We start from the raw sequence: 24,381 nt of genomic DNA, 5'->3' as shown, positions 1-24,381 counted from the left end.
AGGCATTCAAATGACAATGACACTCAAAGGTAAAATGGAGAATTTCGAAGCTAAGAAAGCAGCTTACATGGCTCTGGTGAAAGACGGTGCTGATGCCGAGAGTCAGGCTGTTGCATGGAACGAAATGCAAGACGCTCTTGCGGAAGATTTGACGGAAAAAATCACGACACAGGTTCGTAATGATAATACTGATTCACAGGTCCTTGCCGCTCGCGGGCACAACGTGTTGACTTCGAAAGAGAAAAAATTCTTTAACGAGGTTATCATCAGCGGCGGATTCACGGATAACATGATCCTGCCGGAGACAACGCAAGAACGGGTTTTCGAGGATTTGGTAACTGAACATCCTCTCCTGGAAGCAATCGGTTTGCAGGACCTCGGCGCAGTAACACGGTTTATCTATTCAGATGCGACTAAAGCTTATGCGTGGGGCGATCTGTACGGAGAGATCAAAGGACAGATTAGCGCAGCATTCCGAGAAGAGAAAATTGGTCAACTGAAACTCACTGCTTTTGCGGTAATTCCAAAAGACATGCTCGAACTGGGGCCGACATGGGTTGAGCGTTATGTTCGCACGGTGCTGGTGGAAAGTTACTCGGTCGGTCTTGAATTCGGACTGGTTAACGGTCGCGGTCCTGCGCAAAGCGAGCCGATTGGATTGATGATGAACCGAGACGCTTCAACTGGTGCCGTTACTCCGAAAACATCCTCTGGAACATTGACGTTTGCTCCGTCTCTGATGGGTGAAGTTGTGGCCGGGGAGCTTCATGGAGTTGTTCAGAACTTAACGACTGACGAGAAAGGCAAGGCTCGTAAGGTATCTAATAAGGTCGTTATGGTAGTTAATCCAATTGATCTCATCAGCGTTCAATTTCGTAATACGATTCAAACAGCAAACGGTCAATGGGTTACATCTCTCCCGTATAACATTCAATTGGTTGAGTCCGAGGAAATCCCAGCCAAAAAGGCGTTGTTCTTTGTGAAGGGTCAATACCTTGCTGTAATTGCAGGCGGGTACAAGGCGAACAAGTTCGATCAAACCCTCGCTATCGAAGATGCAATGCTTTACACTATCAAGCAATTTGCGAACGGTAGACCGAAAGACAACAAGGCCGCGTTGGTTTATGACCTGGACATCCAATTCAGCGCAGAAGGTGTAGACACTCCTTAATTGGGGTGTCTAACTCTTTGAAGGAGGGGATTGCATGAGTTTACAAGCGAAAGTGGTCAACCGGTTCCAAGAAACCGGGCACGATGATCGAATCTATCAGCCTGGCGAGACTTATCCAGCAGAGGGGTACGAGGCCAATGATGATCGGATTTCTTTTCTTTCGAACATTCACCCGAAGTACAACAAAATCTATCTGGCTGAGGTTCAGGAGAATGAAAGTTCCGCTTCGCCAGTGAAGGACTCGACCAACAAAAAACCGGACGATCCCGATGATGAGAAGACATTCCCACATCATGTTGGGGGCGGAACCTATGAACTCTCCAACGGCGAGAAAGTGAAGGGTAAGGAAGAAGCCCTTGCTGCTGAATCTGCCCTGAAGGAGTGATTCCGGTGGCCGGAACTGTCACGGAAGAGATTGTAAAGGAATTTTTGGATCGTATGCACCTGGACGATGAGGAAGATGGGAACCTATTGAGGATCCTCAAGGCTTCAAACGATGCCTTGGTAAGGTCTTGTGGTGATTATGACATCCAAACCGATGAAGTTTTCAAGGAGTTGGTGTTTGAGCGATCCCGGTACGTTTACAACGATGCACTGGAGTACTTTAACATCAACTTCCTGACTCAAATCAACAATCTCATGTTGGACAAGGTTTTAAGTGAGGTTGATGCAGATGAGGGACAATAAATATAACGCGAACAGCCATAGCGGTAGATTCAACAAGCGGATCACAGTCATGGGACCGGTTATTGTCAAGGATGATATCGGGAACGAGTCAGAGGTGTTCAGCGAACTGCGTAGGCTCTGGTCCATGGTCAAAACAACCAAGGGTTCGGAATTCATGGCAGCAGCTCAAACCAACACGGAACATGTCACCAGATTTGTGGTCCGATATTCCAAAGCGTTGGACGAGCTGTTTGCTGAAAAGAAAACGCGGATCGAGATCCGGTTTAAAAACGTGTCGTACGATGTGAAAAGCATCATCAATGACGATGAACTGAACGCCACGTTCACCATTATTGCTGAGGGGAGGCTATAAATCGTGGTCTCACTTGATAACCTAGCCAACGAAATCACTTCGGCCGTAAAGACGTATACCGAGGATGTCACTAGCGGAATTGAGAAAGAGTTAGACAAGACATCCCGGAAGGTGACAAAGGATATTTCCGCCAACTCACCAAAGAAAAGCGGAAGATATGCCGCGGGTTGGGCAAGGAAGAAAGTATCAGATGGCAGCGGCCTTCGTTATAGCGTTTATAACAAAAACAAACCGGGTCTTACGCATTTGCTCGAGAACGGTCATGCCAAAAGGCGCGGTGGGCGGGTCGCGGGGAAACCACATATCAGACCGGCGGTCGACCGAGAGTTACCGGACATGGTGAATCGAATTAAATCGATCATTCGCAGTGGGGGATGAAGATGAACCAAGCCGAATTATATCAAGGTCTTCAAGCGATTGGGTATCCAGTCGCTTATTCGCATTTCACAACGGAACCGAAGGCGCCTTACCTTGTGTATCTGTTCGCCTACGGAAATGACTTCATGGCTGACAACTTTAATCACGCTGAAGTATCTGTCTACCAGGTAGAACTTTACACAGAGAAGAAGGATCTGGTGGCGGAGCAAAAGGTGAAGGACAAATTGCGGGAAATGCAGTTGCCGTTCAGTAAATCGGAAACGTACCTGGAAAGCGAAAAGCTACATCAAGTTATTTATGAAATACAACTTATTGGAGGGTGAAATATATGACAGAAAATAAAGTAACGTTTGGTTTGGATAAGGTACACATTGCGTTTTTCGATGATGCTGCTACCGAGCAGCCGGCTTGGGAAGTTCCGATTCCAATTCCCGGTGCGGTTCGTTGGTCGCCAGAGGCTCAAGGCGAGGCTTCCTCCTTTTATGCAGACAATACTGCGTATTTTGTAGTAACAAGTAATAACGGTTATACGGCTGAACTGGAAATGGCCTTGATTCCCGATGAAGTCAAAGTCCGGATGTTCGGATGGAAGATTGACGATAATGGTCTTTTGGTGGAAGTTTCTGATGGAATGCCAGAGAAGTTCGCTCTCTCAGGTCAGGTTCTAGGTGATAAGAGGAATCGTCGTTTCGTATATTACGATTGCCAAGCAGCGCGGATGGCGAAAGAATTGACGACCAAGAGTGATTCGATTGAGATCACTGGTGAAACGCTGTCGGTAACTGTGTCGCCAATTGAGATAGACGGAGTAAACATCGTCAAGGGTGACTTAGAATTGAGCGCAACAAACGCTACACAGTTTAATTCCTTCTTTACGACAGTTTACACACCAACATTCACGGCGGGGGAGTAAACGCCTCTAATGCCATGTTAAGCCCGTCTGACGATGAGGTGCAGACGGGTGCAACGGAGGCGGACGACCTCGACTTATCCAAAATAGAGAATGGAGACGATGAAAATGCGTGAACTAACAATCGGAAACCAAACAGTACGGGTCAGAGCAACCGCTCTGGCTCTTCTTTTTTACAAGAAGGAATTTAAGACGGATCTTCTTGGCGACATGATGAAAATGGTTGGAGGCACCATGGAAGGTGGTGAGGTCGATATAACCAACATCGACATATTGTCCAACCTGCAGATGGTATGGGCGATGGCGAAGGCGGATGCTTACGGTAAAGAGTTTCCGAGTTTCGAACCGTGGTTAGCTTCCTTGGGTGACGATTTGGATTTGTCCGATGAGGCGTTCTTCGCAGCGGCTTTGGAGGAAGCGACGGAAGGCTTTTTTCGTAAAAACAACGGGGTCAAAGGCGGAGTCGCAACCTAAACGGGATTCTCGTCTGGAATTAGATCTGATCGCGATTGGCAAACGGGTGGGGCTCAGCTTTGAAGAATTGAACAACCTGAGCTGTGGTGATCTGATTGATCTTGCTAAAAGCTTCACAGGCAATGACAAGAAGGATGAGGGTCCACGAGAAGCCACTCAGGCGGATATTGATGCCTTTTATGGCAAGTAGGAGGTTGGCCGTATGATGAAAGTGGAATGTACTGATGGTTGCGGAGAGGAATTCGTGCTGGTCAGTTATGGCAAAGAGAAAGTTCTTCCGAGAGTGGATCGAGTGGGATTCTCTTGTCCTCATTGCGGCCATGTATACACTGCCTATTATGAGAACGAGAAAGTAAGAACCTTCAACGCTTTATTGACCGTTCTAATGCAGCGTCCTGGTAAAGGCGGTCTAACAAAGAGGCAGATTCAAGGCATCGACGTTCGCATTGCTAATACAAAGAAAAAGCTGGCAGCGGAGATGAAACGGCTGAAAATCATGGTCGAATCCCAAACCTAAGCGATTTGTAACTCGAAATGACTGTGTGGTGATTTTATGGATCTACAACAAGTGAGGTGTCCCAAGTGCGGCCACCTACTGTTTAAAGCGCGGACTGCGGATGTGGAGATCAAATGTCTACGTTGCAAGCAGATTGTACAAGTGAAAATTAAGGAACAGAGCGTGCCGCACATTAAGTAGCGAGCCAATGCCTGCCTGGAACATAAGGTAGGTGGGCTGTGTGGCAGAAACCATTAAAGGGATTAACGTTGTCATCGGAGCAGAAACAACAGGTTTAACCAAGGCTCTTGGTGACGTCAATAAAAAGTCCAGAGATATTCAAACTGAACTCAAACAGGTTGAAAAGCTGCTGAAGCTTGATCCTGGTAACACTGAATTGGTTGCTCAAAAGCAAAGTCTCTTGGCAAGTGCGATCAGTAATACACAGGAGAAGCTAAACCGATTAAAAGCAGCACAGGAACAAGTGAACCAACAGTTTGCCAGAGGGGATATTACCGAAGGGCAATACAGGGCATTCCAGCGTGAGGTTGTCAAGACAGAGCAGGACTTGCAGGGGCTAAACAGGCGGTTAGACGAAACGACTGGCGAAATTACCGAGCAAACCAGAGAGGTAAGTAAGCTTGGTAGAGAGTTCGAAGAATCATTTGAACAAGCTCAGCAAGCGATGGGCAATTCCTACGAGCAAATGAAAAAGGTTGGCGCCGGGATCACGGTTCTAGGAGGCGTGCTTGCCGCAGGACTTGGCGTTGCTGTTAAAAGCGCAGCGGATTTTGAACAGGGCATGGCAAACGCATATTCCGTCATGGATCCGGCTGAAGTAAGTAAGTTTCGCGGCGAACTTGAACAATTAGCAATCACGATGGGTGCAGACACCAAGTATAGCGCCACAGAAGCAGCTCAAGGTATAGAAGAATTGATCAAAGCCGGGGTAAAAGTCCAAGATGTCATGAACGGCGGTTTGTCCGGCGCATTGTCATTAGCGACTGCGGGTGAACTGGAACTAGCGGATGCGGCAGAAATTGCATCTACGGCGCTTAATGCGTTTAAAGCCGATTCGCTTTCCGTCCAAGATGCGGCTGACATTTTGGCCGGGGCAGCGAACGCATCAGCAACCAGCGTTCACGAGCTGAAGTTCGGTTTGTCTCAATCAGCTTCAGTTGCGGCCTCGGTAGGTTTATCATTCAAAGATACAGCCACGGCATTGGCTGCATTCGCTCAGAACGGCCTTAAAGGGTCGGATGCGGGTACATCTCTCAAAACGATGCTTATGCGCCTACAGCCTACGACCAACGAGGCGTATGCCACCTTTAAGGATCTCGGCTTGTTAACGTTAGACACTGCCAAGGCGATGGAATACCTAGCGAAAAGAGGGATTGTGCCTGCGGAGGTTAGTGTCGATGGTATCACCTCAGCACTAGCGCGTTATCTGGCTCAGGCGGATGGAGCAAAAACTGTAACAGCGAAGTATTTCAAGCAAGCAAAAGAAATGGCAGAAGCAAACGGCTGGGTATATTCATCCTTTTATGACGCTAGCGGTTCACTCAAGGACATGTCCGAAATCGCTGGAATCTTGAATGACAAACTGGGTGGATTGAACGACATGCAGCGGCAAGCCGCTCTGAATACCATGTTCGGTTCAGATGCGATCCGTGCTGGTAACATCTTGTACAAAGAAGGCGCAACGGGAATTGAAGAAATGGCAGCGGCCATGGACAAGATTGATGCACAAATGGTTGCGGCCCAGAAGATGGATACGTTCAAAGGTGCGCTTGAAGAATTGAGCGGATCAGTTGAAACGGCAAAGATTACGATAGGCTCAGCACTTATCCCTGCGCTTCGAGCCGCAGCCGCAGCAATTCAATCGGTTGTTGATGTGTTCAATAATCTACCTGAGAGCGCGAAATCGTTTGTGGCTGTGGCTGGTGCAATCACGGCAGGGTTGGCTCTGATTGTCGGACCTGTAACCAGTTTTATAGGTCTATTGCCAGAACTCAAAGCCGGATTGACCATGCTAGGGCCGGCAATGACTGCATTGACAGGTCCGGTCGGTATTGTTATTGCCTCTATTGCTGCGCTAGTCGCAGGTCTTACCTACCTGTACAACACGAACGAGACGGTGCGTGATGCGCTTAACGCAGTGTGGGAAGGCATTAAAACGGCAGCGATGGCAATATTCGGTGCTTTGAAATCGTTCTGGGCGAATTGGGGCGGGGAGATAACCGCACTATTCAATACACTCTGGTCTGGTATCAAGGTTGTCTTTAACACGGTTCTGAAGGCCCTGACTGAAGTTGTGAAATCGATCTTCAGCGGCATTAAATCGTTTTGGGCTACGTGGGGTAATGACATCACCCTGTTCTTCAAGGCGTTCTGGACAGGATTGAATATAGTCTTTAACACAGTGATCAAAGCTATTTTGGAATTTGTGAAGGTTGTATTCAACGATATTAAAGCGTTCTGGGATAAATGGGGTTCGACAATTACAGCTGCGTTCAAAGGTGTCTTTGAAATCCTGAAGACATTATTCAGCGCGACCTTCACTGTGATATTCACGGTCATCAAGACTGTGTTCAACAATCTGAAGGCGTTTTGGGATACCTGGGGCGCCACAATCACAACCTTATTCAAGACAGTTTTAAATGTCGTCAAGAGCGTGTTCACTGGCGCCTGGAATGCAATCAAGATTGTTGTTGATACGGCCATTGGTGTTATCTCCGGGATCATAAAAACGTGGCTGGCAATCTTCAAGGGTGATTGGTCCGGTGCTTGGGAAGCGGCCAAGGGAGTGACCGAAACAGTCTGGAAGGGTATCAAGGGCATATTCAGTACGGCTTTCGAGACCATGAAGAATGTCGGGAAAAACATCATCGAAGGTCTGGTCCAGGGTATTGGCAACATGAAAGATGTTGTAGTCAATAAGGCAAAGGAGATCTCCGAAGCCATTGGCGGATTCTTCAAGAAGTTTTTCGATATTCACTCTCCTTCGCGTCTCACAACCGGATACGGGGAAAACATCGGCCAAGGTTTGGCTAACGGTATCAGTAACAAAACAAAAACAGCAGCCAAGGCAGCCAAGGAAACGGCAACCAAGGTCAACAAGGCTTTCAAAGATGCTTTCGCTACAGCTCAGTTCAATTTCAAGATGGGTAACATCGACACGGCCGGCTATGTAGCTGCATTGGAGAAAGTAAAGTCCTCATATGCAAAGACTGCTGCCCAAGTTCAGAAGGTTACACTTGAGATCAAGAAAGCCCATGAGCAACAAACCAAATCGGCTGAAAAAGCGGCCAAGGATTCATTTGCGGCTTCCAAGGCTTACATCGATGCCAGAGCTTCCACAGGCAAGGCTACACTCCAACAGGAGTTGGCGATGTGGGAGAAGGTTCAGGCCAAATACAAAGCCGGTACTACCCAGTATATTGCGGCGGAAAAAGAAGCCTACAAAATCAAACAGGAATTAGCTAAGTCGAGCTTTGAGTCATCCAAGGACTATATCGAAAGAGCGGCAGCGGCCAACGAAATGTCTCTTGCTCAACAACTCAAAGCATGGGAACGGGTCCAAGCTAGATACAAGGCCGGATCTGCTGAGGCGAAAGCAGCTGAAGAGGCAGCAGGAAAAGTTAAGTTGGAAATTTACAACCAACTTACTCAAGCCAGCGAGGACTTCCTCGCCAAAACCAAAGAGATTAATGCAAATGTCGCAGCTGAAGAGATGCGGCTAAATGGCGTTTACGAACAGGCTGTGGAACAGCGAGCCAAGGCCATCAACGACTTTGCAGGATTGTTTGATGAGGTTGTAGCCAAATCAGAAACATCCGGTCAACAGCTACTGGATAACTTACGGGGCCAAGTCGACTACCTGGCTACATGGGCATCGAACATTGAGGCGCTGGCGGCGCGAGGGATCGACAAGGGTCTACTTGAGGAATTGCGGCAGATGGGGCCGAAAGCGGCTCCTGAGCTGGCAGCACTGAACACACTGACTGACGAACAGCTTGCAGAGTATACAAACCTCTGGCAAACGAAGTCGGCAGAATCCCGAGCGATAGCGGTTCGGGAGCTCACTGGATTGCGCGAGGATACCAACAAGCAAATTTCACAATTGCGGGTGGATGCTGCAACACAAATAGACGGACTCAAGTCTGATTTCGATGCAAAGGTCAAGGCGATCCGATTCGGAACCACGAACCAGTTCAATGCCATGAAAGCAGACTTGCCTACCATTGGTAAACAAGCGATGCAGGGCTTGCTTGACGGTTTGACATCCATGCAAGGTGCAGTACAGGCGAAAGCCAAGGCAATTGCGGATTCCGTCCGGACAACGATGCAAAAGGCACTGGATATCCACTCGCCATCTCGTGAAATGGCCTGGATCGGCGAAATGGCTGGGGCCGGACTGGTTCAAGGTATGGCAAACATGATGTCCAATGTCCAGAATCAGGCCAGAGATATGGCTAAAGCAGTTCAACCTTCCGTGGGTAATTCAAATGGATCAGAATCAACAGGAATGGGGCCTGTGACACTCAACATGGAAGGCATCTTTGCCGGGACTATATTCAACGTTCGAAGGGACGAGGATATCCGAGCAATCGCTAAGGAACTGGCAGCTGAAATGTTCATGATGGCACAACAGGCAACGCGAGGCACAGGAGGTGCACGATGAGTAATGAAATGATATGGCTTGGCGGGAAGTCCAACATAGAGTTGGGCTTCTTGGTGCGCGGCACGTCCAGACGTCCGGGTCTACCTGATACGGTGGATCGAACACTGAACATTCCTGGACGTAATGGACAATACAATTTCGGCGCTGATATCGGGTCGAGAACGTTTGTTTATGACTGCGCGATGATTACAAAGGACTATATGGCGCTACAACAGGCCGTCATGAGTTTGGCTTCCCATTTAGTGGACAGCTACGGAAAACCTCGCAAACTCGAACTGAGACAGCGAGAGAGGCCGAATCAGGCGTTTATCGTGCAACTGACGGGTGGTTTTGATCCAGAACGGATTATGGGACTGGGTATGTTCTCCTTGTCCCTGATTGCACATGATCCCTTTGCTTATGGCTTGGAACAGATTGAAGAGACGTTGATCACGACATCGCCTCATCAAGAACAGATCGTCAGTAAGGGGAATGTCCGAACGGCTCCATTGATCGTGATTACGAACCAAGGAGCCGTTCCTCTGAGCCGGTTACGCATAACGAATGAATTTTTATTAGAGGGGTGATACGCATGAACGTGTCAAATTACTTAGCAAATGCTTTACTTAATCAGGCTTTCCGTAATACAACTTGGACACGACCTACCACGATTTATGTTGCGCTTTATACAACAAATCCAACAGCAGCCGATACAGGACAGGAAGTTTCAGGCGGAGGATATGCGCGACTACCAATTGTGTTTGGGCCTCCAGCAATTGAAGGAGGCAAGCCAACGATCAAGAACATTGAAGATATCCCTTTCGCAATTGCCACATCTCAATGGGGCACATTGTCGCACATTGGTTTACGGGATGCAGCCACAGGAGGGAACTTATTGTATTTTGGAGCATTAGAATCGCCGCGAAGTATTCTCGCGAATGATGTATTTAAAATTTTGACTGGAGCAGTTGCTGCGACACTAAGTTAAGGAGGAATGACTGATGCTTGAAACCATGTACCCGGCTGCGGTCAATAGCAGACAGACCGAGCTAGCGGCAGACATTAACGATAGCCAAACTAGTATCACGGTATTGGATGGTTCAGTTTTACCTCCAGCGCCAAACCAATTGACCATTGGGACGGATGAAGCTGCTGAAACCATACTTTACACCGATAAGACCGGAAACGACCTTGCTGGCGTAACCAGAGGGTTTGAGGGCGTGGCTAAATCGTGGGCGGCGGGAACGAAACTGGCGAGATACTTCACCGCATACGATCATGATACATTCCGAGACAACATTACAGACCTTGACGAACGGCTGAACAATATACCAGCGCCACAGGATGCTTCCTTGACTGAGAAAGGGATTGTGCAGCTCTCTAGCGATACCGGATCAAGTAGCCAAACAGAAGCAGCTACACCGAAGGCGGTTAATGATGCACGATTGGCGGCGGCAACAGATGCGACAACCAAAGCAAACGCTGTTCAAACAGTTCTCGACAATCATGTAAATGCTAATGCCGCCACTAGCGAACCTCATGGAATGCGTGTTAGGTCCGGTAAGTTGGAGTATTATAACGGATCGGTATGGGCTACTGTTTCATCGGGCATTGATTTATCGACCGCTAACATTGACTACTACGTTAACGCCGCTACAGGTAACGACAGTAATGATGGCCTATCCACAGGTCAATCCTTTAAAACAATTAATAAGGCGCTGTCTTTAGTGCCCGCTGTGTTCGTTAATGATATCACCATAAATGTAGCCGCGGGGACGTATACAGAAAACTTAATCATCAGCAACAAATTCGGAACGGGAATCCTCAAAATCCTTGGACCCTCAAGCGGGTCTCCTGTTGTAATTTCAGGATTGATTACAGTTGAACGATCGACATTGTCAAATATAGAGTTGCGGTACTTGACGATTAACCAAGGGGCAAGCGCCACACCGCTATTGGTTAATTACGTCAAAGCGATATCTCTGTTTGCGCTTACGATGACCGCAACTTCTACGCAGCCTGGACTATATACGACGTACTCAGTTGTGAATGTGTTTAATTGTACGATTTCGAGCAAAGCTTATGGTATCCGGGCATCTACTTTATCCAAGGTGTATTCAAATAGTATGCTCGGCAGCGGCAACAATATAGGTATCTACGCTGACTCAGCAGGGGAAATCGTCAAATATGGTACACAACCTAGCGGTTCAACATCTGAGCAAATATCTAATGGGGGGTTGATCCGATCATGAAGAATCTAACAGCGTTTGGAGTTACATTCGAAGCGCAGCGAATCGTCAAAACATCGGACAGTATCATTGGGTACAGCGATCAGACGGAAGTGTTCGCCTTCCGAGGTATATCGGATTTTACTGGATACGAGATTGAAGGAGAGTATGACGATCCATTGCCAGATATTTCGCAGGAAATGGACCTCCTAAAGCAACAGCTTTCAGAATCTAAGCTAGAGAATCAAAGATTAGCAGCCGAGAGTAACGCTAATCAGCTTGCCCTCATGGAACTACACATGCTCGTGCTCAGTGTGGTTTCGCCTGATGAGAGTTAAGCTTGCTAGGATTCTGATCCGTTGGGCCGTAGTGCTCTTGAGGGGAGGTGAAACTATGTTGGCTGTATACGTAATGATGATCCATAAAGGTTTGATCAAGCTGGAATCTGTTCCCGTTCAAAGCCGTGATAAAGTAGCTGAGGCTTTGGAAGCAGCAGGAATGGACCAAAACGGAAATATCGTCTAACGAACACGCCCATAACGGAACGTGTTTTTATTTTGTCCAGAAGGAGGGAAGGCCGTGTTTAACCGGGGAGCTTTTAACCGTATGGCGTTTAATCGGCAGATATCCGTATTCGTCTTCGGTCGAGCGGCACTGAACGGAGTGGGAGGGTTAACCGCTGCTTCCAGTGCTGAAATGACAGGAACCGTAATTATGGACGGTGTGGGCGAACTGCATGCGGATTTTGTCCGTGAAATATCCAATACGGCAAAGTTGGACGGTGAAGGCGGCCTTTCGGCTACCTTCATTCGTGAACGACTACAAAAAGCAATCATGCATGGGGTTGGGACCCTGAAAGCAAACGGAAGCCGGTTCCATGTTGACTATATAGATTACGTAGGACCGATTAATCCAGGTGACAGAATCATAATAGATTCGAAAAACCTGAAAGTCACACATAACGGAAACAACGCCTTGTTCAATATGGATGGGAATTTCTTTGACTTGAACTTGGGTAACAACACAATTACGTATACGGACCCGGATACTGGCCGATCCGTGTTAATGCGGATTACATTCCAAGACCGATTCGTATAGGAGGCAGGAAATGAGAAGACCAGCATACGTAACCGTTTATGATCTACAGATGCGCAAGGTGGCGTACCTTGAAAACGCCTTTGACGTGAGCTATGAGGCTCCAATGAATGCCCTATGGACTGCATCATTCAGCCTTCCGGCAGATGATACCAAGAATAGCGAGTGTCAACCACTCTACTTTGTGGAAATCCATGACGGGGATGAGAGGTTGGAGTTATTCCGAATCTTGCCGAGCCAAACAAGGCGCGGCTCTGACGGGGCAACAATCACATATACATGCGAGCACGTTCTGGCCACTTTGCTGGATGACGTGCTTTTTTTGTATCACACAGTCGGCAACCTGGGTGTGTATACGCGGGATGTTATTCAATACATCTTGTCCAAACAGATCGTGAAGCGTTGGCAGCTGGGCACAGTCCAGTTTGACCGTCAGTTTGAATACAACTGGGAAAATGAGAATTTGTTGGGTGCGCTGTTCTCTATTCCACAACCTTTCCCGGATGAATATATGTGGACGTTTGATACAACCGTCTATCCATGGAAACTGAATCTGATAAAGCCGTCTGAACAAGAAGAGGCATACATCCGGTACGGGGTTAACTTGCAGGGCATCTCACGCACTGTGGACCCGTCTAAGGTATCCACTAGGATTTTCGGACTTGGATATGGTGAAGGTGTAAATCAGCTCACATTCGCGGATATCAATGGCGGTAAGCCGTATATCGAAGCGGAACCGGAGTACATCCAGAAATACGGGATCGTACAGACCATCTTTGTGGATCGGAGGTTTGAATATCCTGAAACGCTTCTGGCACGTTGTCAGACGCTACTGGACGAACTGAAAGAGCCAAGCGTCCAATACACGGTGGATGCTGCGGAGATTTACGCACTCACTAATGATCCGATTGACCGGTTCGTTTCTGGGGCAATGGTTCGGGTGCAGGATTCTGACCTGGGCATCGACATCAAGGCCAGAGTCGTTAAAGTGAGCAAAGGAAACTTGCTTGGAGATCCGGGAGCCGTGACACTCGAGATTGCGAACAAGTCCCAGGACATTGCAGGAAGCATAGCGGACTTGAGAAACCGGATGCATATCAGTGAGGTATATGCCCAAGGTGCTACCAACTATGATAGTCACGACTTTGCAGATAACTGTGATCCAACACATCCAGCTGTATTGCGGTTCTGGCTCCCGGCAGAGACTGCCAGGGTGAATAAGGTTGCGTTGTCGTTCAGAGTAGAACCCTTCCGGGGATATAGCCGAGCTATTGAATCAGCTCCTTCAGTTTCATCCGGTCCAAGTACCAGGAATACAACAGCTAATGGCGGCGGAGAAACGCCAACAACTTCAACTCAGCCTTCTCGGATTGAATCGTCATCCACATTGGATGATTGGGATCTCTTCGCCATTAACATTCCAGAATACGTAAATAGTGTTCTGGATCATAATCACGGCATTCCTACGGGTACTGCGCTCATGAAAGCAGACGGAACACCTATCACATTCGTCGCATCTGGCGGACACGGCCATTCATTAACTACCGATCATAGGCACAGCGTAACAATACCATCACATAATCATACGGTTACGATAGCGCCACATACTCACAATATGGACCATACGCATACGATTCCTGCACATTCCCATGAAATTGAATTCGGGATATGGGAAGGTCCTATGCCCGAATCAGTTCAGGTAAGGGTGGATGGTGTGTTGGTGCCTGGATTGAGTACATCTGGCGAAGAAATAGATATTATCCCATTCCTCTCGAAAGATAATAGCGGGAAAATCAACCGGGGGGATTATCACGAAATCACAATAACCCCAGTTAATTCACTGGGGCGTGTCGTGGCATCAGTATTTACGCAAATATTCGCGCAAAGCAGAGGCGGCGGGGATTATTGAATTATCCCAGCTGCCTTCAGGTCGGATTCGCTAATGAGGATTTGGTTGCCTTGGTTGATTTTAACCGAAATAGGGTGACCATCTTCAGTATAGGCCGTGTAACCTTGTTCAAGTTTCGTGGAATCAACGGTGAACAGTACAGAGTCGCCTGATTTTACATCAAAGAGATCATGAGATCCGCTCTTTTGTTGTTGAACCTTGAGGGTGTATTTAGAAGCGATGTCACGAAGGAATACCCATTCTTGCTCAGTTTCTGTTATCACGGTGTTATCTCCTTTCGAATTAAGAGTGATTTGTTTATTCTTAGCATCGTATTTTACATCTGCATCAAGCAGGCCGGCCACTTCGCGCACTGGCAAATAAGTCACACCTTCACTGACGATAGGGGCGTTTTTCAGGTTTGCTTGTTCATTGTTAACGACAACTTTAAAGTTTGAAATAACGGCTTGGATTGTGGATGGAGCTGCGGCAGCTAATGTTGCCGATCCGATCATCATTCCAATACCGAGAGTCACGACAGTTTTTACCAAAGACTTTCTCAAGGGGCATATCTCCTTTTAATTAGACTATATCATCTATTACGGTAAACACTGGAAAAAGTTTTATACCATAACCGAAATAAGGTGGTGGTTCTTATGCTTGTATAACTGAATATCTTCATTTGCTCCCGTATTTGTTGGGGGCTATTTGCATTTTAAATCTTTAGAGAGAGATGGAGGAGAGGGGCATGAAAGAGGAGGTGCTGACAATTGAAGGGTTGCGCACGAAAACAGACGACTTAACGGTACAGCTGCAGAATTTAAGCGCAGAGTTCACGCGGTTATCTGCGCAGACTTTATCAGACGAGGCTAGATTTAAACTTATCGAGCAAACAACGGGTAGACATGACGATGAGATCCGACAACTGAAGGACTCTACTAGAATGATGCAAGTCCAGTTCGATCAGGTGATGACCAAGATTGATACCCTGGAAATGAAGTTGTTTAACTGGCTACAGCAGACGCAACAGGACAGTGTGAAGGAGCGGACCACAAATAACAAGCAATGGTTCCAGTTTCTCACATTCGTTCTCGGCGGCACTATAATCGCTATCGTTACGGCGGTATTCGTAAGGGGAGGTCTTTAATAATGGATTGGAATAGCATTTATGTATTAATAGATCCGAGACTGTTGGTGGTACTGGCTTGCTGCTGGGCGATAGGATTCATTGTGAAGAAAGTTCCTGTTGTCCCAGACTGGTCTATCGTTTTCATCGTCACTGGATTCTCGCTACTGGTGACCGCTTGGATGTTGGGGTGGTCGGCTGAATCGTGTATACAAGGCGTCCTGGTGGGCGCTTTTGCTGTCTATGGAAATCAGATCATTAAACAGGCCAAGAGAGGGGCGGATACAGATGCAGAAGCGTAAGATTTCAAATACAGGGATTAAACTAATTAAATCGTTTGAAGGATGCAAGCTCACAGCATACAAGCCAGTATCTACAGAGCAGTATTGGACAATCGGTTGGGGGCATTATGGCCCGGATGTAAAACAAGGCCAGAAGATCACACAGGCACAGGCTGACGCTATGCTGGTTTCGGATCTTACCAAATACGAGGCATACGTTAATAACCCGTCATACGTCCCTGTGACGGACAAGCTCAACCAAAACCAATTCGATGCTCTCACAAGCTTTTGCTATAACACCGGACCGGGAAATTTGAAGCAGCTATGTAACGGCCGCTCAGTAGCCCAGATTGCCGCGAGTATAACCAAGTATAACAAAGCAGGCGGTAACGTCTTGAATGGACTGGTGCGGCGAAGACAGGCTGAGCTTGAACTATTCAATGCGTCTGATACTCAGAAACCTGATGCGGAAGAGAAGGTAACGGCAATCGTAAATGGTAAACAGATTGAAGGTGCGGTCATGATCAATAACACGGTGCTTATCCCATTACGCGCAGCAGGCGATAATATCACAGGTGCCAAGATCGATTGGAATCAGAAGACTAAAACGGCAACACTAAATACTCCATAAGCCCAAGCGTTCGGAAAAATAAACGACTCTGTTGGCTTATATGCCGCAGAGTCGTTTATTTAACCTAAAGTTAGTGGTGAGTAAAGCGTGGTTTGGGGTCTGAGGAAAAGAAAGTTTAGAACTTTGACTAATCCTTTGGTAAATTTCTTGTGTTTCATTTCGGAACGCCTCCCTGAGGATGTTTCTTATAACGTCAGCCTATCATATATAGGGAAATGTTTCTATGTCAAATTCCATAATTTCCTGATATTTCAGTTGCCTAAAGAACGTATGTTCGCATATAATACAAACAAACGTACGTTCTTATCAATTGGAGGAATATATTATGGGTAAACTTGAAGGCAATGGAATCTTTGAAAGTTCACGCATGATTTTGCCTGAGCACCGGGAAGCAATGTTGCGGCATCAGAAAGAACAACAACGTAGAGGGAAACCCATTATGGATGAGCAATTATTGAAGAAATTGTTCGCACTTTAGCAGAATCTCACCATGAAAAAACCAAGGTAGATCTGGTAGTGTTCAGCCCGTTTGACGACGAATATTACAGCGGGGTTGTAATTGGTATTAATCAAAGTAGAGGTAGAGTCAACCTGTTGTTAGAAGATGAAGAGAAAGAAATTTCGATTGCAGAAATAATCTCTGCTAACACCTGATAATTGTATGAATTTGGCTATGTAATTGCCACTAACTCCTATATAATAACTATATTAGTTACTTCGAATAGGGTGGTGCAGTTGCAATGCAAGAGGCGTTTGGGTTCATGTTTTTTTCTACCATAGAAGCATTTTCATGGTTTCTGCTTAGTATGTATCTTTTTAGGTATAAACCATTCAAGCACGTTTGGTCAGCTTTAACGGTAATTTTACTGATGAACCTTCAAAGTTTCATTTTGCGGAATGAATTAGAGCTAGCCAACTACGCCCCACTGATTAACATCTTAATTTTTGTATTTTACTATGCCGCCATTGTCAGAGTTCCATTGATCGGATCATTCATCATTACTCTAGCTGGTTTTGCTGGTTTTGGATTGATTCAGGTGGGCCTAACTTATACACTCTTCGGTTCTATAGAAGCCGCACAATCAAGCTTAACAAACGGGTATGTACTTCAAACAGCAACGGCTGTTATCGTTTCTTTGCTGGGATTTATCCCTAATAAGTTCGGATATGGTATACCGCTTCCATTTGAAAAGCTGAAATTCAGGCTTGAAGAGGTTATCACAAGTATTCTAATGTTTTTGTTTTTGTGCATAATTTCATTTGTTTTGTACGTGAACAGCCTGTTTTTGTTGATACTCTTGTTTTCGATCACGCTCGGTTACTTACTTTATTTCTCGGTCAAAAAGGATAGGAGCATCATGAATGATTGAAAACATCTCTAATCGGTTGGCGCGGGTCTGAAGAACCGCGTGCCGCATCATCCTGCCTCAGCGGATGTATTTCGGTTCACAATCGCAGTCGTGATAAACACAGTGGCGATTATCCTGCTATCGCTATTCATCGGACTATGCATCGGGAAACTCAAAGAGATTATCACTATCATGATTTCATTCGCAATTCTTCGATCCACTTCCGGAGGGATTCACCTGAAGTCTGGTGATAAATGCGTTGTTGTTACAACTGTTTTATTTACTGTCATCTCATTGATTGATTTATCTACAGTATTAATATTGTTGCTAAATTCATTGAGTATATTATTGGCCTTTATGTATGCGCCAAGCAGGATAGAAGAACAATCAAAAATAGACCCTATTCACTATCCAAAATTACGCATTCTGTCGATAATAATTATAGCAACAAACTTTTTGTTCATGTCGTCTGTAATAGCGATAGCATTTTTTGTGCAGTGCTTAACGCTTATTAAGTTGAAGGAGGTGAAACAATGAAAAAAGGATACCTTTATGGACTTGCTACTGGACTAGCCTCGCTTGCTGCGCTGATCGTTACGCCTGCGAGTGTGCTTTTTATATATCAAGGCGACACTCCTAAAGAGTTGCTGAAAAAATAGTAAATTCGGTGAGGTGGAAGTTTTGTATGAACTCAAGGAACTTTCTGTAACGAAAGAGAGGGATGGAAAGTCTGGGGGTACCAATATACCTATCAAGGGCATAACTCATCTTGAAGCTGATTCATACATGGTTATTGTCCATACCGCGAAAGAGCATTATTACCTGGCAGGCACCATGGTATATTGGGTTAACACCTTGAACGCAAGTGGTTACAAATTTAGAAATGCAGACCGTAGTAACATCATCAATGTCGAAAATATACGTTCAGTTGATATGAATTTCAAGCTGGCATATTTCGAAAATGATGTCAACAAGCAGTCTAAAAAGTGTACGTTTGTTAAGGATAGGCTGGATGCCATCATAGAAGAGTTTCCTCAAATCGCTGATAAGTGCAGTTCTGGCGCCATATTCAAAACATTCCTTAAATTCAGCAGATAGTCGCGTATGCGGCTATTTTTTTTACTAGTTAATGTAAGCATACTTCTCGCGTAATGTCTGTCGAAATATGGTGTCGAATAAATAAAATTCGCCGGGCGAAAAACCTTTTACAAGAGTCTAATTATGGGATTTAATAGAGATATGAGGTATGTAATAAATGGATTAAGAGAGAGGTTCATGGATAAAATTCGCTTATGGCTAAGTTTCGCCCGGGGAGGGGCTTGCGCCTCCGCCGTTCGCCTAGTACTTCCATTCTTGCAACTCTTCCATTTTACAGCCGAGTCGGTGGGCGACTTTCGGCGCGAGTGGATAAGAGAAGAATTTTTTCCCGGCCATGACTTCTGAGAGGAAACCTTGGGAAATTTCAACATCTCTCGCTAAGTCTACAGCCTTCATTTTATTTTTGGCTAAGAGGTATGGCAAACGGCTCCTCCCAGGTTCGGGATACATCCATTTACACCTCATGCCTTATGGTTTCAATTGTTATTATATTCTAATTTATCTCAAATTAACAACACGGGAGGTTCATCATGGGGAAAGAAGAACCAGGAGAGAAGAGGATCAACGGAATAGTAGATATGGTTGTTTCTGATGAAAGCGGCGGAGAGTACAAGTGTTTTGTAGATATGATCAATAGCGGAAAATCCATAGATGACTTGGCGTTCGACTTAGAAAATCTCTTTCTGGAACAAACACGAAAATCCGTAATATACGCTTATAAAATTGGAGTGTCGGATGCGAGCAAAGTTATGTGAAAAAGGAGCGGAAAGCACCGATATAATCGATGTTTTCCGCTCCTTCTTTTTGACCACCTTTGACCACGTAATGACCACACAAGCACCGCGAACCCCGCAAAAATCGCAAACAATGCATGACATGGAATGTACAGAATGCACAACCCGCATACGCCGCATACAATGCACAGTTATACACAAAACAGAAATGATTTTCCCCCTGCTCCAACATACATTGGACCACGGTGGACGAGCACTGGTCGCTACGCCGCGCAGGGATGTAGTGCTGGAGCTAGCTCCGCGTCTGGCCAAAGCTTTTCCGGACACCTCACTCGCTACCCTTTACGGAGGTAGTGACGAACGCTGGAAAGATGCTCAGCTTACGCTTGCGACCACACATCAACTGATGCGTTTTTACCAGGGATTCGATCTCGTCATCATCGACGAACTGGATGCTTTCCCGTATCACAACGATCCCATGCTCGCGCATGCCGCGTCATCTTCCTGCAAACCGGGGGGAATTTCGTCTATCTGTCTGCTACACCGCCAGCTCGGCTACAGAGGGAAGCGGCGCAAGGTAAACTCACTCATGCCAAAGTCCCGGTACGTTTCCACCGTCATCCTTTGCCCGTGCCAAGACTGATCAAGATGGCTACAGTGGCCCAGTGTATTCAAAGACGGCAATTACCAGCTGTAATTAAAAATAACATCCAAATTTCATTGAAGCGTGACGCCCAGGTATTTGTCTTTGTGACACGCATTGCCCAGATTGAGGCGTTTGTGAATCTAATGCGTCGTACTTTTCCCGGAATCCATATCGAAGGAACTTCATCTCAGGATCCTGACCGCGCTACCAAAGTTACTGCTTTTCGTGAACGTACCATTCGTCTGCTCGTAACCACCACAATTCTGGAGCGTGGTGTAACCATTCCGTGTAGCGATGTTTTTATATTGGATGCAGACAATGGTCTCTTTGATGAAGCTTCGCTGGTTCAGATGGCGGGCAGAGCAGGGCGTTCCATGGATGACCCGGCAGGTAGAGTGGTTTTTGCTTCGTCTCGTCGGACACGTTCTCAGGTGAAGGCCGTTGCACAGATCCGGAAAATGAATACCATCGCTCGTCGCAAAGGCTATCTGCATCCACCATCCCAAACCTAATTGTCATCTGCCAAGTTCGGTTCCACATTTCATATTACATTCCCAAAACTGGAGGTTTACTCCCCTATGTTCAACTGGCTCAGTAACATAACTGATTATGCGCAGCACCTGACCGGGCGTCTTCATCACCTGCTCGCCCCACCGGGAGCGACTTGTCTGACATGCGGCACTCGAGCCATGCTGTCTTCTACCTATCCAGGCATATGCTCACGTTGTGTGAAGCAGATTCCATGGATCCGTTCCATCCGCGCCTGCGCTGTGGTCGGGGTGTCGGATGCCCGGACTGTGCTCGTCCACACATGCAAAACCGTTCTTTTATCTTCAACCGCGCGCCGTACAATACAACACTCTTATGAAAGAATGGATTGGCATGTACAAATTCCGAGGCCATGAAAGATACGCGCCGCTCCTAACCGCGCTGATGATTCAAGCCTTTCAAGCGATGAGTGAGGAGCAGAATTCTGCTTTGGCAAAAGAACCCCCAGCTCCCGTGGCTCATCTCGCCAAGCCTGCTCAACAAACGAAACCGCAATGGCGGCCTGACGCGGTCACCTATGTTCCCGTGAGCGGCGAGCGCCTGGCCGAGCGCGGCTTCAATCAGGCGGAGCGGCTAGCCGCTGGGCTCGCCACCGCCTGCCGCCTACCCATCATTGATCTGTTGCGGCGCCAGATCAACACCACCAAACAAAGCTTCAAATCACGCGGTGAGCGTATTGAAACGATGAAGAACGCTTTTTCCATCAACCCGGATGGCATGCAGTTAATTGAAAAGCTCTACAGAGGATCTCATCTGTCAACAGAAAAGGGCATTTCACATGCCAAACCCATACAGATACTGCTAATCGATGATATATACACAACAGGTAGCACCTTGGACGCTTGTGGGCAGGTTATCCTAAATGCTGGCTTCTCCATGGAGCTTCCGGTCGAGATTTTCACACTGACACTGGCAAGATCGTAGGAGCTAAATCCAAATAATAAATGACTGTCCAGTAATGTTCAGCGACTTTAGATGAGTGGATTTATACTTTATGATTTATTGTCGACAGGAAAATATGTTCTTTTATTAATGATTGGTATATTTGTGCGTATCTCCTTTCCATTTATACCGTTTGCAATATGGTTGTTTAAAGAAATTATGAATGAAAGCGGTATAAGAAAAAATTTACATGTAAAAAAGAGGGATTGGTTTTCTCACGCAGAATAGATAGTTTTGCCGTTCACCACAGGTGACAGCATAGGGAGTGGCACATCATATCTTTTGAAGGAGAGAACAAGAGTGGTCGCAGGAAAAAGAAAAAACAGATTTTACTTTGGGACTGTCCGTCTACTAGTATTCATGCTGGTATTCGGGCAGTTTGGCGTGTACGGGGGGAACCGGGCACATGCGGCGGTAGGAAGCGGGATAGTCTCATCAAGTAATGATTACCAGTATGTGTTGACTAACAACAACGGCCAACTACAGGTGAATCAAAAATCAGTTAAACTGAGTTGGGCGAGATCATACGAGATTTCAACATCAGGATATTCTTTTAGGAGAAGTCAATCGATCAATGGGGCAGTTGAGGATATAACCAAGATCATTTCATTTGGCTCCTACACATCTACTTATACCGGCAAAGTTACCAATGCCTTTATCATCGACTTTGCTGAGGTATGGGAGTATTACACGACTATGGAATACAGACAATCTGGAACCAATGTTGGGGTATGGAATAATTCCACCGTTGATGAGTTTGGAATGACTACGCCAAGATATGTGCAAGGTTATGAGACTACACAGTTAAGTCTTGTGATTAATGCAGATACAGGAGCGGTAGTAGATTTTGTATCTAACCTGAATCCGTATTACATACGGAAAGCAGAATCATTTAGTTTTGTAAAAGAGCCGGGGACAACACAGCCTGTTACTACGGTTCCAGCTGTTCCGGCTAATTTGGCGGCTGACGCCAGTGATGTAGCTATTAATCTCGATTGGTCTGCTGTTCCACAAGCTGTCCAATATGAGATTGAAGAGAATGGCGTAGTCAAAGGACCTTTTTACGGAATCAAATATACAAGTTCTTCACTTACACCCAATACTGCATACACCTATAGAGTACGTGGAATTAACCGACTAGGAGCTAGTGAGTGGAGTGAGCCGGTTGCATTAACTACCTTGCTTGAGAAACCCGTTTTGGCCGTAACGCCAGAGGAAGGCAAGAATACGATTCAGTGGATGGCGGTTGAGTCTGCAGATCGCTACCAGTTGCAGATTGATGGTGGTACACCAATTGAATTAGGAAACGTAACTTCTTATGTACATGAAGGGCTTGAAGCTAATTCAACGCATACCTATGTGCTAAAAGCCTTCTCGGCTAACAATGAGAGTGCGTGGAGTAAAATGGTAAACCAGTTAACAGTACCTGACCGTACCAATGGGCTGACGGTTACTGATGCCACATTCAACAAATTAACGGTAGCTTGGACTGCGGTAAAGGGTGCTACCGGATATGATTTGGAGATTGATGGGACTAATGTTGCTGTAACAGGCACCACTTATAGTAAAACAGGCCTTGCAGCTAATACAGAGTACACTTTTAGAATCAGACCTAAAAATGCTGGTGGTGCAGGAAGCTGGAGTGATGTAACTACAGGAATCACCCAGATGAGTACACCCGTTATTCAGTCCAACCCTTCACAAGAAGAAGTTGTTCTCATCTGGTCACCAATTGATGGTGCAACGTCATATGAAGTTGAGGCGGATGGCGTTGTCGTTGGAGATATATCAGATTCAATCTATTCGCACACGGGGCTCAAACCTGGAACAGCACATAAGTATCGTGTACGAGCTATAAGTGATAATAACGTTAGCGCATGGTCGGCAGTAAAATCACAAAATACGTTACCTGATTCCGTTAATGGATTAGTGATTAGTGCGGCAACCAACGCGCCTATTACTCTGAAGTGGACAGCAGTAACCGGAGCCACAGGTTATGACCTCGAGATCGATGGTACCGTTGTCCCAGTAACGGGAGTAGCTTATACGAAGAGCGGTCTTGCAGCAAATACAGACCATACTTTCCGTATTCGCTCGAAAAATGCCGCCGGTGCAGGGGCATGGAGTGATCTGATCAGCGGAGTAACGCTGTTGAACACACCTGTCTTGAAAGCAACGTCGGAAGAAACAGCAATCAATCTGACGTGGGCTGATGTAGCCGACGCAACAAAATATGAGATTGAGGCGGATGGAGCAGTAGTGGCAACGGTAGAAGAGCCTAGTTATAGCCATGCAGCATTGCTGCCAGGAACAGCGCATAAGTATCGTATTCGTGCGATGACAGATACCAACACAAGTGCATGGACAGCAATCCTGACGCAGAGCACGATCCCTGCCTCCGTTACAGGATTAACGGTTAGCTCAGCTACGAACGTAGCCATTGCATTAAAATGGACAGCAGTGACGGGAGCCACAGGTTATGATTTAGAAATCGATGGAACGGTTGTCCCAGTAACGGGAGTAGCTTATACAAAGAGTGGTCTTGCAGCAAATACAGATCATACCTTCCGTATTCGCTCGAAAAATGCCGCTGGTGTAGGGGCTTGGGTGAAATCATCAATGGAACGACACTTCTAAATACACCAGTATTAAAAGCAACGTCGGAAGAAACTGCAATCAACTT

32 protein-coding genes and 1 pseudogene are annotated in these 24,381 nt (G+C 46.4%); 30 read left to right on the top strand and 3 right to left on the bottom strand.

Features of this window, described 5'->3' with window-relative positions; translation table 11 throughout:
• The first annotated feature begins 10 nt into the window (after nt 1–10).
• The 18 genes from NYE45_RS27065 to NYE45_RS26980 all read left to right on the top strand — a co-directional run bounded on the left by NYE45_RS27065 (nt 11) and on the right by NYE45_RS26980 (nt 14,363).
• The gene (locus tag NYE45_RS27065; protein WP_340014657.1) at nt 11–1,171 is read left to right on the top strand and encodes a phage major capsid protein; all 1,161 of its coding nucleotides are present in this window, start codon (nt 11–13) and stop codon (nt 1,169–1,171) included.
• 34 nt (nt 1,172–1,205) lie between these two features.
• A complete protein-coding gene (locus NYE45_RS27060) occupies nt 1,206–1,556 on the top strand; it encodes a hypothetical protein (protein WP_340014656.1) in 351 nt (116 codons plus the stop codon).
• A gap of 5 nt (nt 1,557–1,561) precedes the next feature.
• Nucleotides 1,562–1,858: a hypothetical protein gene (locus NYE45_RS27055; protein ID WP_340014655.1), complete on the top strand. Its 297-nt coding sequence runs from the start codon at nt 1,562–1,564 to the stop codon at nt 1,856–1,858.
• The gene (locus tag NYE45_RS27050; protein WP_340014654.1) at nt 1,845–2,210 is read left to right on the top strand and encodes a phage head closure protein; all 366 of its coding nucleotides are present in this window, start codon (nt 1,845–1,847) and stop codon (nt 2,208–2,210) included. Before NYE45_RS27055 ends, NYE45_RS27050 begins: the two co-directional genes overlap by 14 nt.
• 3 nt (nt 2,211–2,213) lie before the next feature.
• On the top strand, nt 2,214–2,588 hold the full coding sequence (locus tag NYE45_RS27045; RefSeq protein ID WP_340014653.1) for an HK97 gp10 family phage protein: 375 nt from the start codon (nt 2,214–2,216) through the stop codon (nt 2,586–2,588).
• A 2-nt stretch (nt 2,589–2,590) separates the two neighbouring features.
• Complete coding sequence (locus NYE45_RS27040; RefSeq protein ID WP_340014652.1) at nt 2,591–2,911, top strand: hypothetical protein; 321 nt, start codon at nt 2,591–2,593, stop codon at nt 2,909–2,911.
• A gap of 5 nt (nt 2,912–2,916) precedes the next feature.
• A complete protein-coding gene (locus tag NYE45_RS27035) occupies nt 2,917–3,501 on the top strand; it encodes a major tail protein (protein WP_340014651.1) in 585 nt (194 codons plus the stop codon).
• 105 nt (nt 3,502–3,606) lie between these two features.
• Complete coding sequence (locus NYE45_RS27030; RefSeq protein ID WP_340014650.1) at nt 3,607–3,972, top strand: hypothetical protein; 366 nt, start codon at nt 3,607–3,609, stop codon at nt 3,970–3,972.
• Between the two features lie 46 nt (nt 3,973–4,018).
• Nucleotides 4,019–4,162, top strand: a complete 144-nt coding sequence (locus NYE45_RS27025; RefSeq protein ID WP_340014649.1) for a hypothetical protein — start codon at nt 4,019–4,021, stop codon at nt 4,160–4,162.
• A 12-nt stretch (nt 4,163–4,174) separates the two neighbouring features.
• A complete protein-coding gene (locus tag NYE45_RS27020; protein ID WP_340014648.1) occupies nt 4,175–4,489 on the top strand; it encodes a hypothetical protein in 315 nt (104 codons plus the stop codon).
• A gap of 220 nt (nt 4,490–4,709) precedes the next feature.
• The gene (locus NYE45_RS27015; protein ID WP_340014647.1) at nt 4,710–9,152 is read left to right on the top strand and encodes a phage tail tape measure protein; all 4,443 of its coding nucleotides are present in this window, start codon (nt 4,710–4,712) and stop codon (nt 9,150–9,152) included.
• Nucleotides 9,149–9,718, top strand: coding sequence for a phage tail domain-containing protein (locus NYE45_RS27010; protein ID WP_340014646.1), 570 nt, complete (start codon nt 9,149–9,151; stop codon nt 9,716–9,718). The genes NYE45_RS27015 and NYE45_RS27010 overlap by 4 nt, the downstream gene beginning before the upstream one ends.
• Nucleotides 9,719–9,723: 5 nt before the next feature.
• Nucleotides 9,724–10,119, top strand: coding sequence for a hypothetical protein (locus NYE45_RS27005; RefSeq protein WP_340014645.1), 396 nt, complete (start codon nt 9,724–9,726; stop codon nt 10,117–10,119).
• Nucleotides 10,120–10,258: 139 nt separating this feature from the next.
• Complete coding sequence (locus NYE45_RS27000) at nt 10,259–11,383, top strand: tail fiber protein (RefSeq protein ID WP_340014644.1); 1,125 nt, start codon at nt 10,259–10,261, stop codon at nt 11,381–11,383.
• The gene (locus tag NYE45_RS26995; RefSeq protein WP_340014643.1) at nt 11,380–11,697 is read left to right on the top strand and encodes a hypothetical protein; all 318 of its coding nucleotides are present in this window, start codon (nt 11,380–11,382) and stop codon (nt 11,695–11,697) included. The genes NYE45_RS27000 and NYE45_RS26995 overlap by 4 nt, the downstream gene beginning before the upstream one ends.
• Nucleotides 11,698–11,752: 55 nt before the next feature.
• Entirely contained in the window at nt 11,753–11,884 is a 132-nt protein-coding gene (locus tag NYE45_RS26990; protein ID WP_278294822.1) for a hypothetical protein, read from the top strand.
• Between the two features lie 54 nt (nt 11,885–11,938).
• Nucleotides 11,939–12,457, top strand: coding sequence for a hypothetical protein (locus tag NYE45_RS26985; protein ID WP_340014642.1), 519 nt, complete (start codon nt 11,939–11,941; stop codon nt 12,455–12,457).
• A gap of 10 nt (nt 12,458–12,467) precedes the next feature.
• The gene (locus NYE45_RS26980; RefSeq protein ID WP_340014641.1) at nt 12,468–14,363 is read left to right on the top strand and encodes a phage tail protein; all 1,896 of its coding nucleotides are present in this window, start codon (nt 12,468–12,470) and stop codon (nt 14,361–14,363) included.
• Here NYE45_RS26980 and NYE45_RS26975 read toward each other — a convergent pair.
• The gene (locus tag NYE45_RS26975; protein ID WP_340014640.1) at nt 14,357–14,905 is read right to left on the bottom strand and encodes a stalk domain-containing protein; all 549 of its coding nucleotides are present in this window, start codon (nt 14,903–14,905) and stop codon (nt 14,357–14,359) included. The genes NYE45_RS26980 and NYE45_RS26975 overlap by 7 nt on opposite strands.
• Nucleotides 14,906–15,120: 215 nt before the next feature.
• Between NYE45_RS26975 and NYE45_RS26970 the strand changes: the two genes are divergently transcribed.
• The 5 genes from NYE45_RS26970 to NYE45_RS26950 all read left to right on the top strand — a co-directional run bounded on the left by NYE45_RS26970 (nt 15,121) and on the right by NYE45_RS26950 (nt 17,750).
• On the top strand, nt 15,121–15,489 hold the full coding sequence (locus NYE45_RS26970; RefSeq protein WP_340014639.1) for a hypothetical protein: 369 nt from the start codon (nt 15,121–15,123) through the stop codon (nt 15,487–15,489).
• Between the two features lie 2 nt (nt 15,490–15,491).
• Nucleotides 15,492–15,770, top strand: coding sequence for a phage holin family protein (locus NYE45_RS26965; RefSeq protein ID WP_340014638.1), 279 nt, complete (start codon nt 15,492–15,494; stop codon nt 15,768–15,770).
• Nucleotides 15,757–16,380 (top strand): glycoside hydrolase family protein, encoded by a 624-nt coding sequence (locus tag NYE45_RS26960; RefSeq protein ID WP_340014637.1) that lies wholly within the window; start codon nt 15,757–15,759, stop codon nt 16,378–16,380. Before NYE45_RS26965 ends, NYE45_RS26960 begins: the two co-directional genes overlap by 14 nt.
• A 325-nt stretch (nt 16,381–16,705) precedes the next feature.
• Nucleotides 16,706–16,858, top strand: coding sequence for a YolD-like family protein (locus NYE45_RS26955; protein ID WP_340014636.1), 153 nt, complete (start codon nt 16,706–16,708; stop codon nt 16,856–16,858).
• Between the two features lie 262 nt (nt 16,859–17,120).
• Entirely contained in the window at nt 17,121–17,750 is a 630-nt protein-coding gene (locus NYE45_RS26950) for a hypothetical protein (RefSeq protein ID WP_340014635.1), read from the top strand.
• A 47-nt stretch (nt 17,751–17,797) separates the two neighbouring features.
• Here NYE45_RS26950 and NYE45_RS26945 read toward each other — a convergent pair whose 3' ends face one another.
• Nucleotides 17,798–17,923: a hypothetical protein gene (locus NYE45_RS26945; protein ID WP_340014634.1), complete on the bottom strand. Its 126-nt coding sequence runs from the start codon at nt 17,921–17,923 to the stop codon at nt 17,798–17,800.
• A gap of 339 nt (nt 17,924–18,262) precedes the next feature.
• Between NYE45_RS26945 and NYE45_RS26940 the strand changes: the two genes are divergently transcribed.
• Both NYE45_RS26940 and NYE45_RS26935 read left to right on the top strand, forming a co-directional pair.
• Nucleotides 18,263–18,388: a cyclic lactone autoinducer peptide gene (locus tag NYE45_RS26940; protein WP_340014633.1), complete on the top strand. Its 126-nt coding sequence runs from the start codon at nt 18,263–18,265 to the stop codon at nt 18,386–18,388.
• A gap of 22 nt (nt 18,389–18,410) precedes the next feature.
• Nucleotides 18,411–18,827: a LytTR family transcriptional regulator DNA-binding domain-containing protein gene (locus NYE45_RS26935; protein WP_340014632.1), complete on the top strand. Its 417-nt coding sequence runs from the start codon at nt 18,411–18,413 to the stop codon at nt 18,825–18,827.
• A 240-nt stretch (nt 18,828–19,067) separates the two neighbouring features.
• Here NYE45_RS26935 and NYE45_RS26930 read toward each other — a convergent pair whose 3' ends face one another.
• Nucleotides 19,068–19,250 (bottom strand): helix-turn-helix transcriptional regulator, encoded by a 183-nt coding sequence (locus NYE45_RS26930; RefSeq protein ID WP_340014631.1) that lies wholly within the window; start codon nt 19,248–19,250, stop codon nt 19,068–19,070.
• Between the two features lie 107 nt (nt 19,251–19,357).
• Here NYE45_RS26930 and NYE45_RS26925 point away from each other — a divergent pair, with 107 nt between their 5' ends.
• From NYE45_RS26925 to NYE45_RS26905, 5 genes and pseudogenes are all read left to right on the top strand, one after another.
• Nucleotides 19,358–19,582, top strand: coding sequence for a hypothetical protein (locus tag NYE45_RS26925; protein ID WP_340014630.1), 225 nt, complete (start codon nt 19,358–19,360; stop codon nt 19,580–19,582).
• Nucleotides 19,583–19,760: 178 nt separating this feature from the next.
• Nucleotides 19,761–20,719, top strand: a pseudogene (locus NYE45_RS26920) (helicase-related protein); the annotation flags it as partial.
• A 352-nt stretch (nt 20,720–21,071) separates the two neighbouring features.
• Nucleotides 21,072–21,680, top strand: coding sequence for a ComF family protein (locus NYE45_RS26915; protein WP_340014629.1), 609 nt, complete (start codon nt 21,072–21,074; stop codon nt 21,678–21,680).
• Nucleotides 21,681–21,731: 51 nt separating this feature from the next.
• Entirely contained in the window at nt 21,732–21,926 is a 195-nt protein-coding gene (locus NYE45_RS26910) for a hypothetical protein (RefSeq protein ID WP_340014628.1), read from the top strand.
• 72 nt (nt 21,927–21,998) lie between these two features.
• Nucleotides 21,999–24,335: a fibronectin type III domain-containing protein gene (locus NYE45_RS26905; RefSeq protein ID WP_340014627.1), complete on the top strand. Its 2,337-nt coding sequence runs from the start codon at nt 21,999–22,001 to the stop codon at nt 24,333–24,335.
• The last annotated feature ends 46 nt before the right edge of the window (nt 24,336–24,381 follow it).

This window comes from Paenibacillus sp. FSL K6-1318, assembly GCF_037976905.1.
Taxonomy (GTDB): domain Bacteria; phylum Bacillota; class Bacilli; order Paenibacillales; family Paenibacillaceae; genus Paenibacillus; species Paenibacillus amylolyticus_A.
This window is presented reverse-complemented; position numbering and strand designations above follow the sequence as displayed.

What these genes read in the sequence shown, in the direction of transcription:
- NYE45_RS27065 (WP_340014657.1), top strand. Translation starts at nt 11, where the DNA reads ATGACAATGACACTCAAAGGTAAAATGGAGAATTTCGAAGCTAAGAAA.
- NYE45_RS27060 (WP_340014656.1), top strand. Translation starts at nt 1,206, where the DNA reads ATGAGTTTACAAGCGAAAGTGGTCAACCGGTTCCAAGAAACCGGGCAC.
- NYE45_RS27050 (WP_340014654.1), top strand. Translation starts at nt 1,845, where the DNA reads ATGAGGGACAATAAATATAACGCGAACAGCCATAGCGGTAGATTCAAC.
- NYE45_RS27040 (WP_340014652.1), top strand. Translation starts at nt 2,591, where the DNA reads ATGAACCAAGCCGAATTATATCAAGGTCTTCAAGCGATTGGGTATCCA.
- NYE45_RS27035 (WP_340014651.1), top strand. Translation starts at nt 2,917, where the DNA reads ATGACAGAAAATAAAGTAACGTTTGGTTTGGATAAGGTACACATTGCG.
- NYE45_RS27030 (WP_340014650.1), top strand. Translation starts at nt 3,607, where the DNA reads ATGCGTGAACTAACAATCGGAAACCAAACAGTACGGGTCAGAGCAACC.
- NYE45_RS27020 (WP_340014648.1), top strand. Translation starts at nt 4,175, where the DNA reads ATGATGAAAGTGGAATGTACTGATGGTTGCGGAGAGGAATTCGTGCTG.
- NYE45_RS27010 (WP_340014646.1), top strand. Translation starts at nt 9,149, where the DNA reads ATGAGTAATGAAATGATATGGCTTGGCGGGAAGTCCAACATAGAGTTG.
- NYE45_RS27005 (WP_340014645.1), top strand. Translation starts at nt 9,724, where the DNA reads ATGAACGTGTCAAATTACTTAGCAAATGCTTTACTTAATCAGGCTTTC.
- NYE45_RS26995 (WP_340014643.1), top strand. Translation starts at nt 11,380, where the DNA reads ATGAAGAATCTAACAGCGTTTGGAGTTACATTCGAAGCGCAGCGAATC.
- NYE45_RS26990 (WP_278294822.1), top strand. Translation starts at nt 11,753, where the DNA reads ATGTTGGCTGTATACGTAATGATGATCCATAAAGGTTTGATCAAGCTG.
- NYE45_RS26980 (WP_340014641.1), top strand. Translation starts at nt 12,468, where the DNA reads ATGAGAAGACCAGCATACGTAACCGTTTATGATCTACAGATGCGCAAG.
- NYE45_RS26965 (WP_340014638.1), top strand. Translation starts at nt 15,492, where the DNA reads ATGGATTGGAATAGCATTTATGTATTAATAGATCCGAGACTGTTGGTG.
- NYE45_RS26960 (WP_340014637.1), top strand. Translation starts at nt 15,757, where the DNA reads ATGCAGAAGCGTAAGATTTCAAATACAGGGATTAAACTAATTAAATCG.
- NYE45_RS26955 (WP_340014636.1), top strand. Translation starts at nt 16,706, where the DNA reads ATGGGTAAACTTGAAGGCAATGGAATCTTTGAAAGTTCACGCATGATT.
- NYE45_RS26950 (WP_340014635.1), top strand. Translation starts at nt 17,121, where the DNA reads ATGCAAGAGGCGTTTGGGTTCATGTTTTTTTCTACCATAGAAGCATTT.
- NYE45_RS26945 (WP_340014634.1), bottom strand. Translation starts at nt 17,923, where the DNA reads ATGATAGTGATAATCTCTTTGAGTTTCCCGATGCATAGTCCGATGAAT.
- NYE45_RS26940 (WP_340014633.1), top strand. Translation starts at nt 18,263, where the DNA reads ATGAAAAAAGGATACCTTTATGGACTTGCTACTGGACTAGCCTCGCTT.
- NYE45_RS26925 (WP_340014630.1), top strand. Translation starts at nt 19,358, where the DNA reads ATGGGGAAAGAAGAACCAGGAGAGAAGAGGATCAACGGAATAGTAGAT.
- NYE45_RS26915 (WP_340014629.1), top strand. Translation starts at nt 21,072, where the DNA reads ATGAAAGAATGGATTGGCATGTACAAATTCCGAGGCCATGAAAGATAC.
- NYE45_RS26910 (WP_340014628.1), top strand. Translation starts at nt 21,732, where the DNA reads ATGAGTGGATTTATACTTTATGATTTATTGTCGACAGGAAAATATGTT.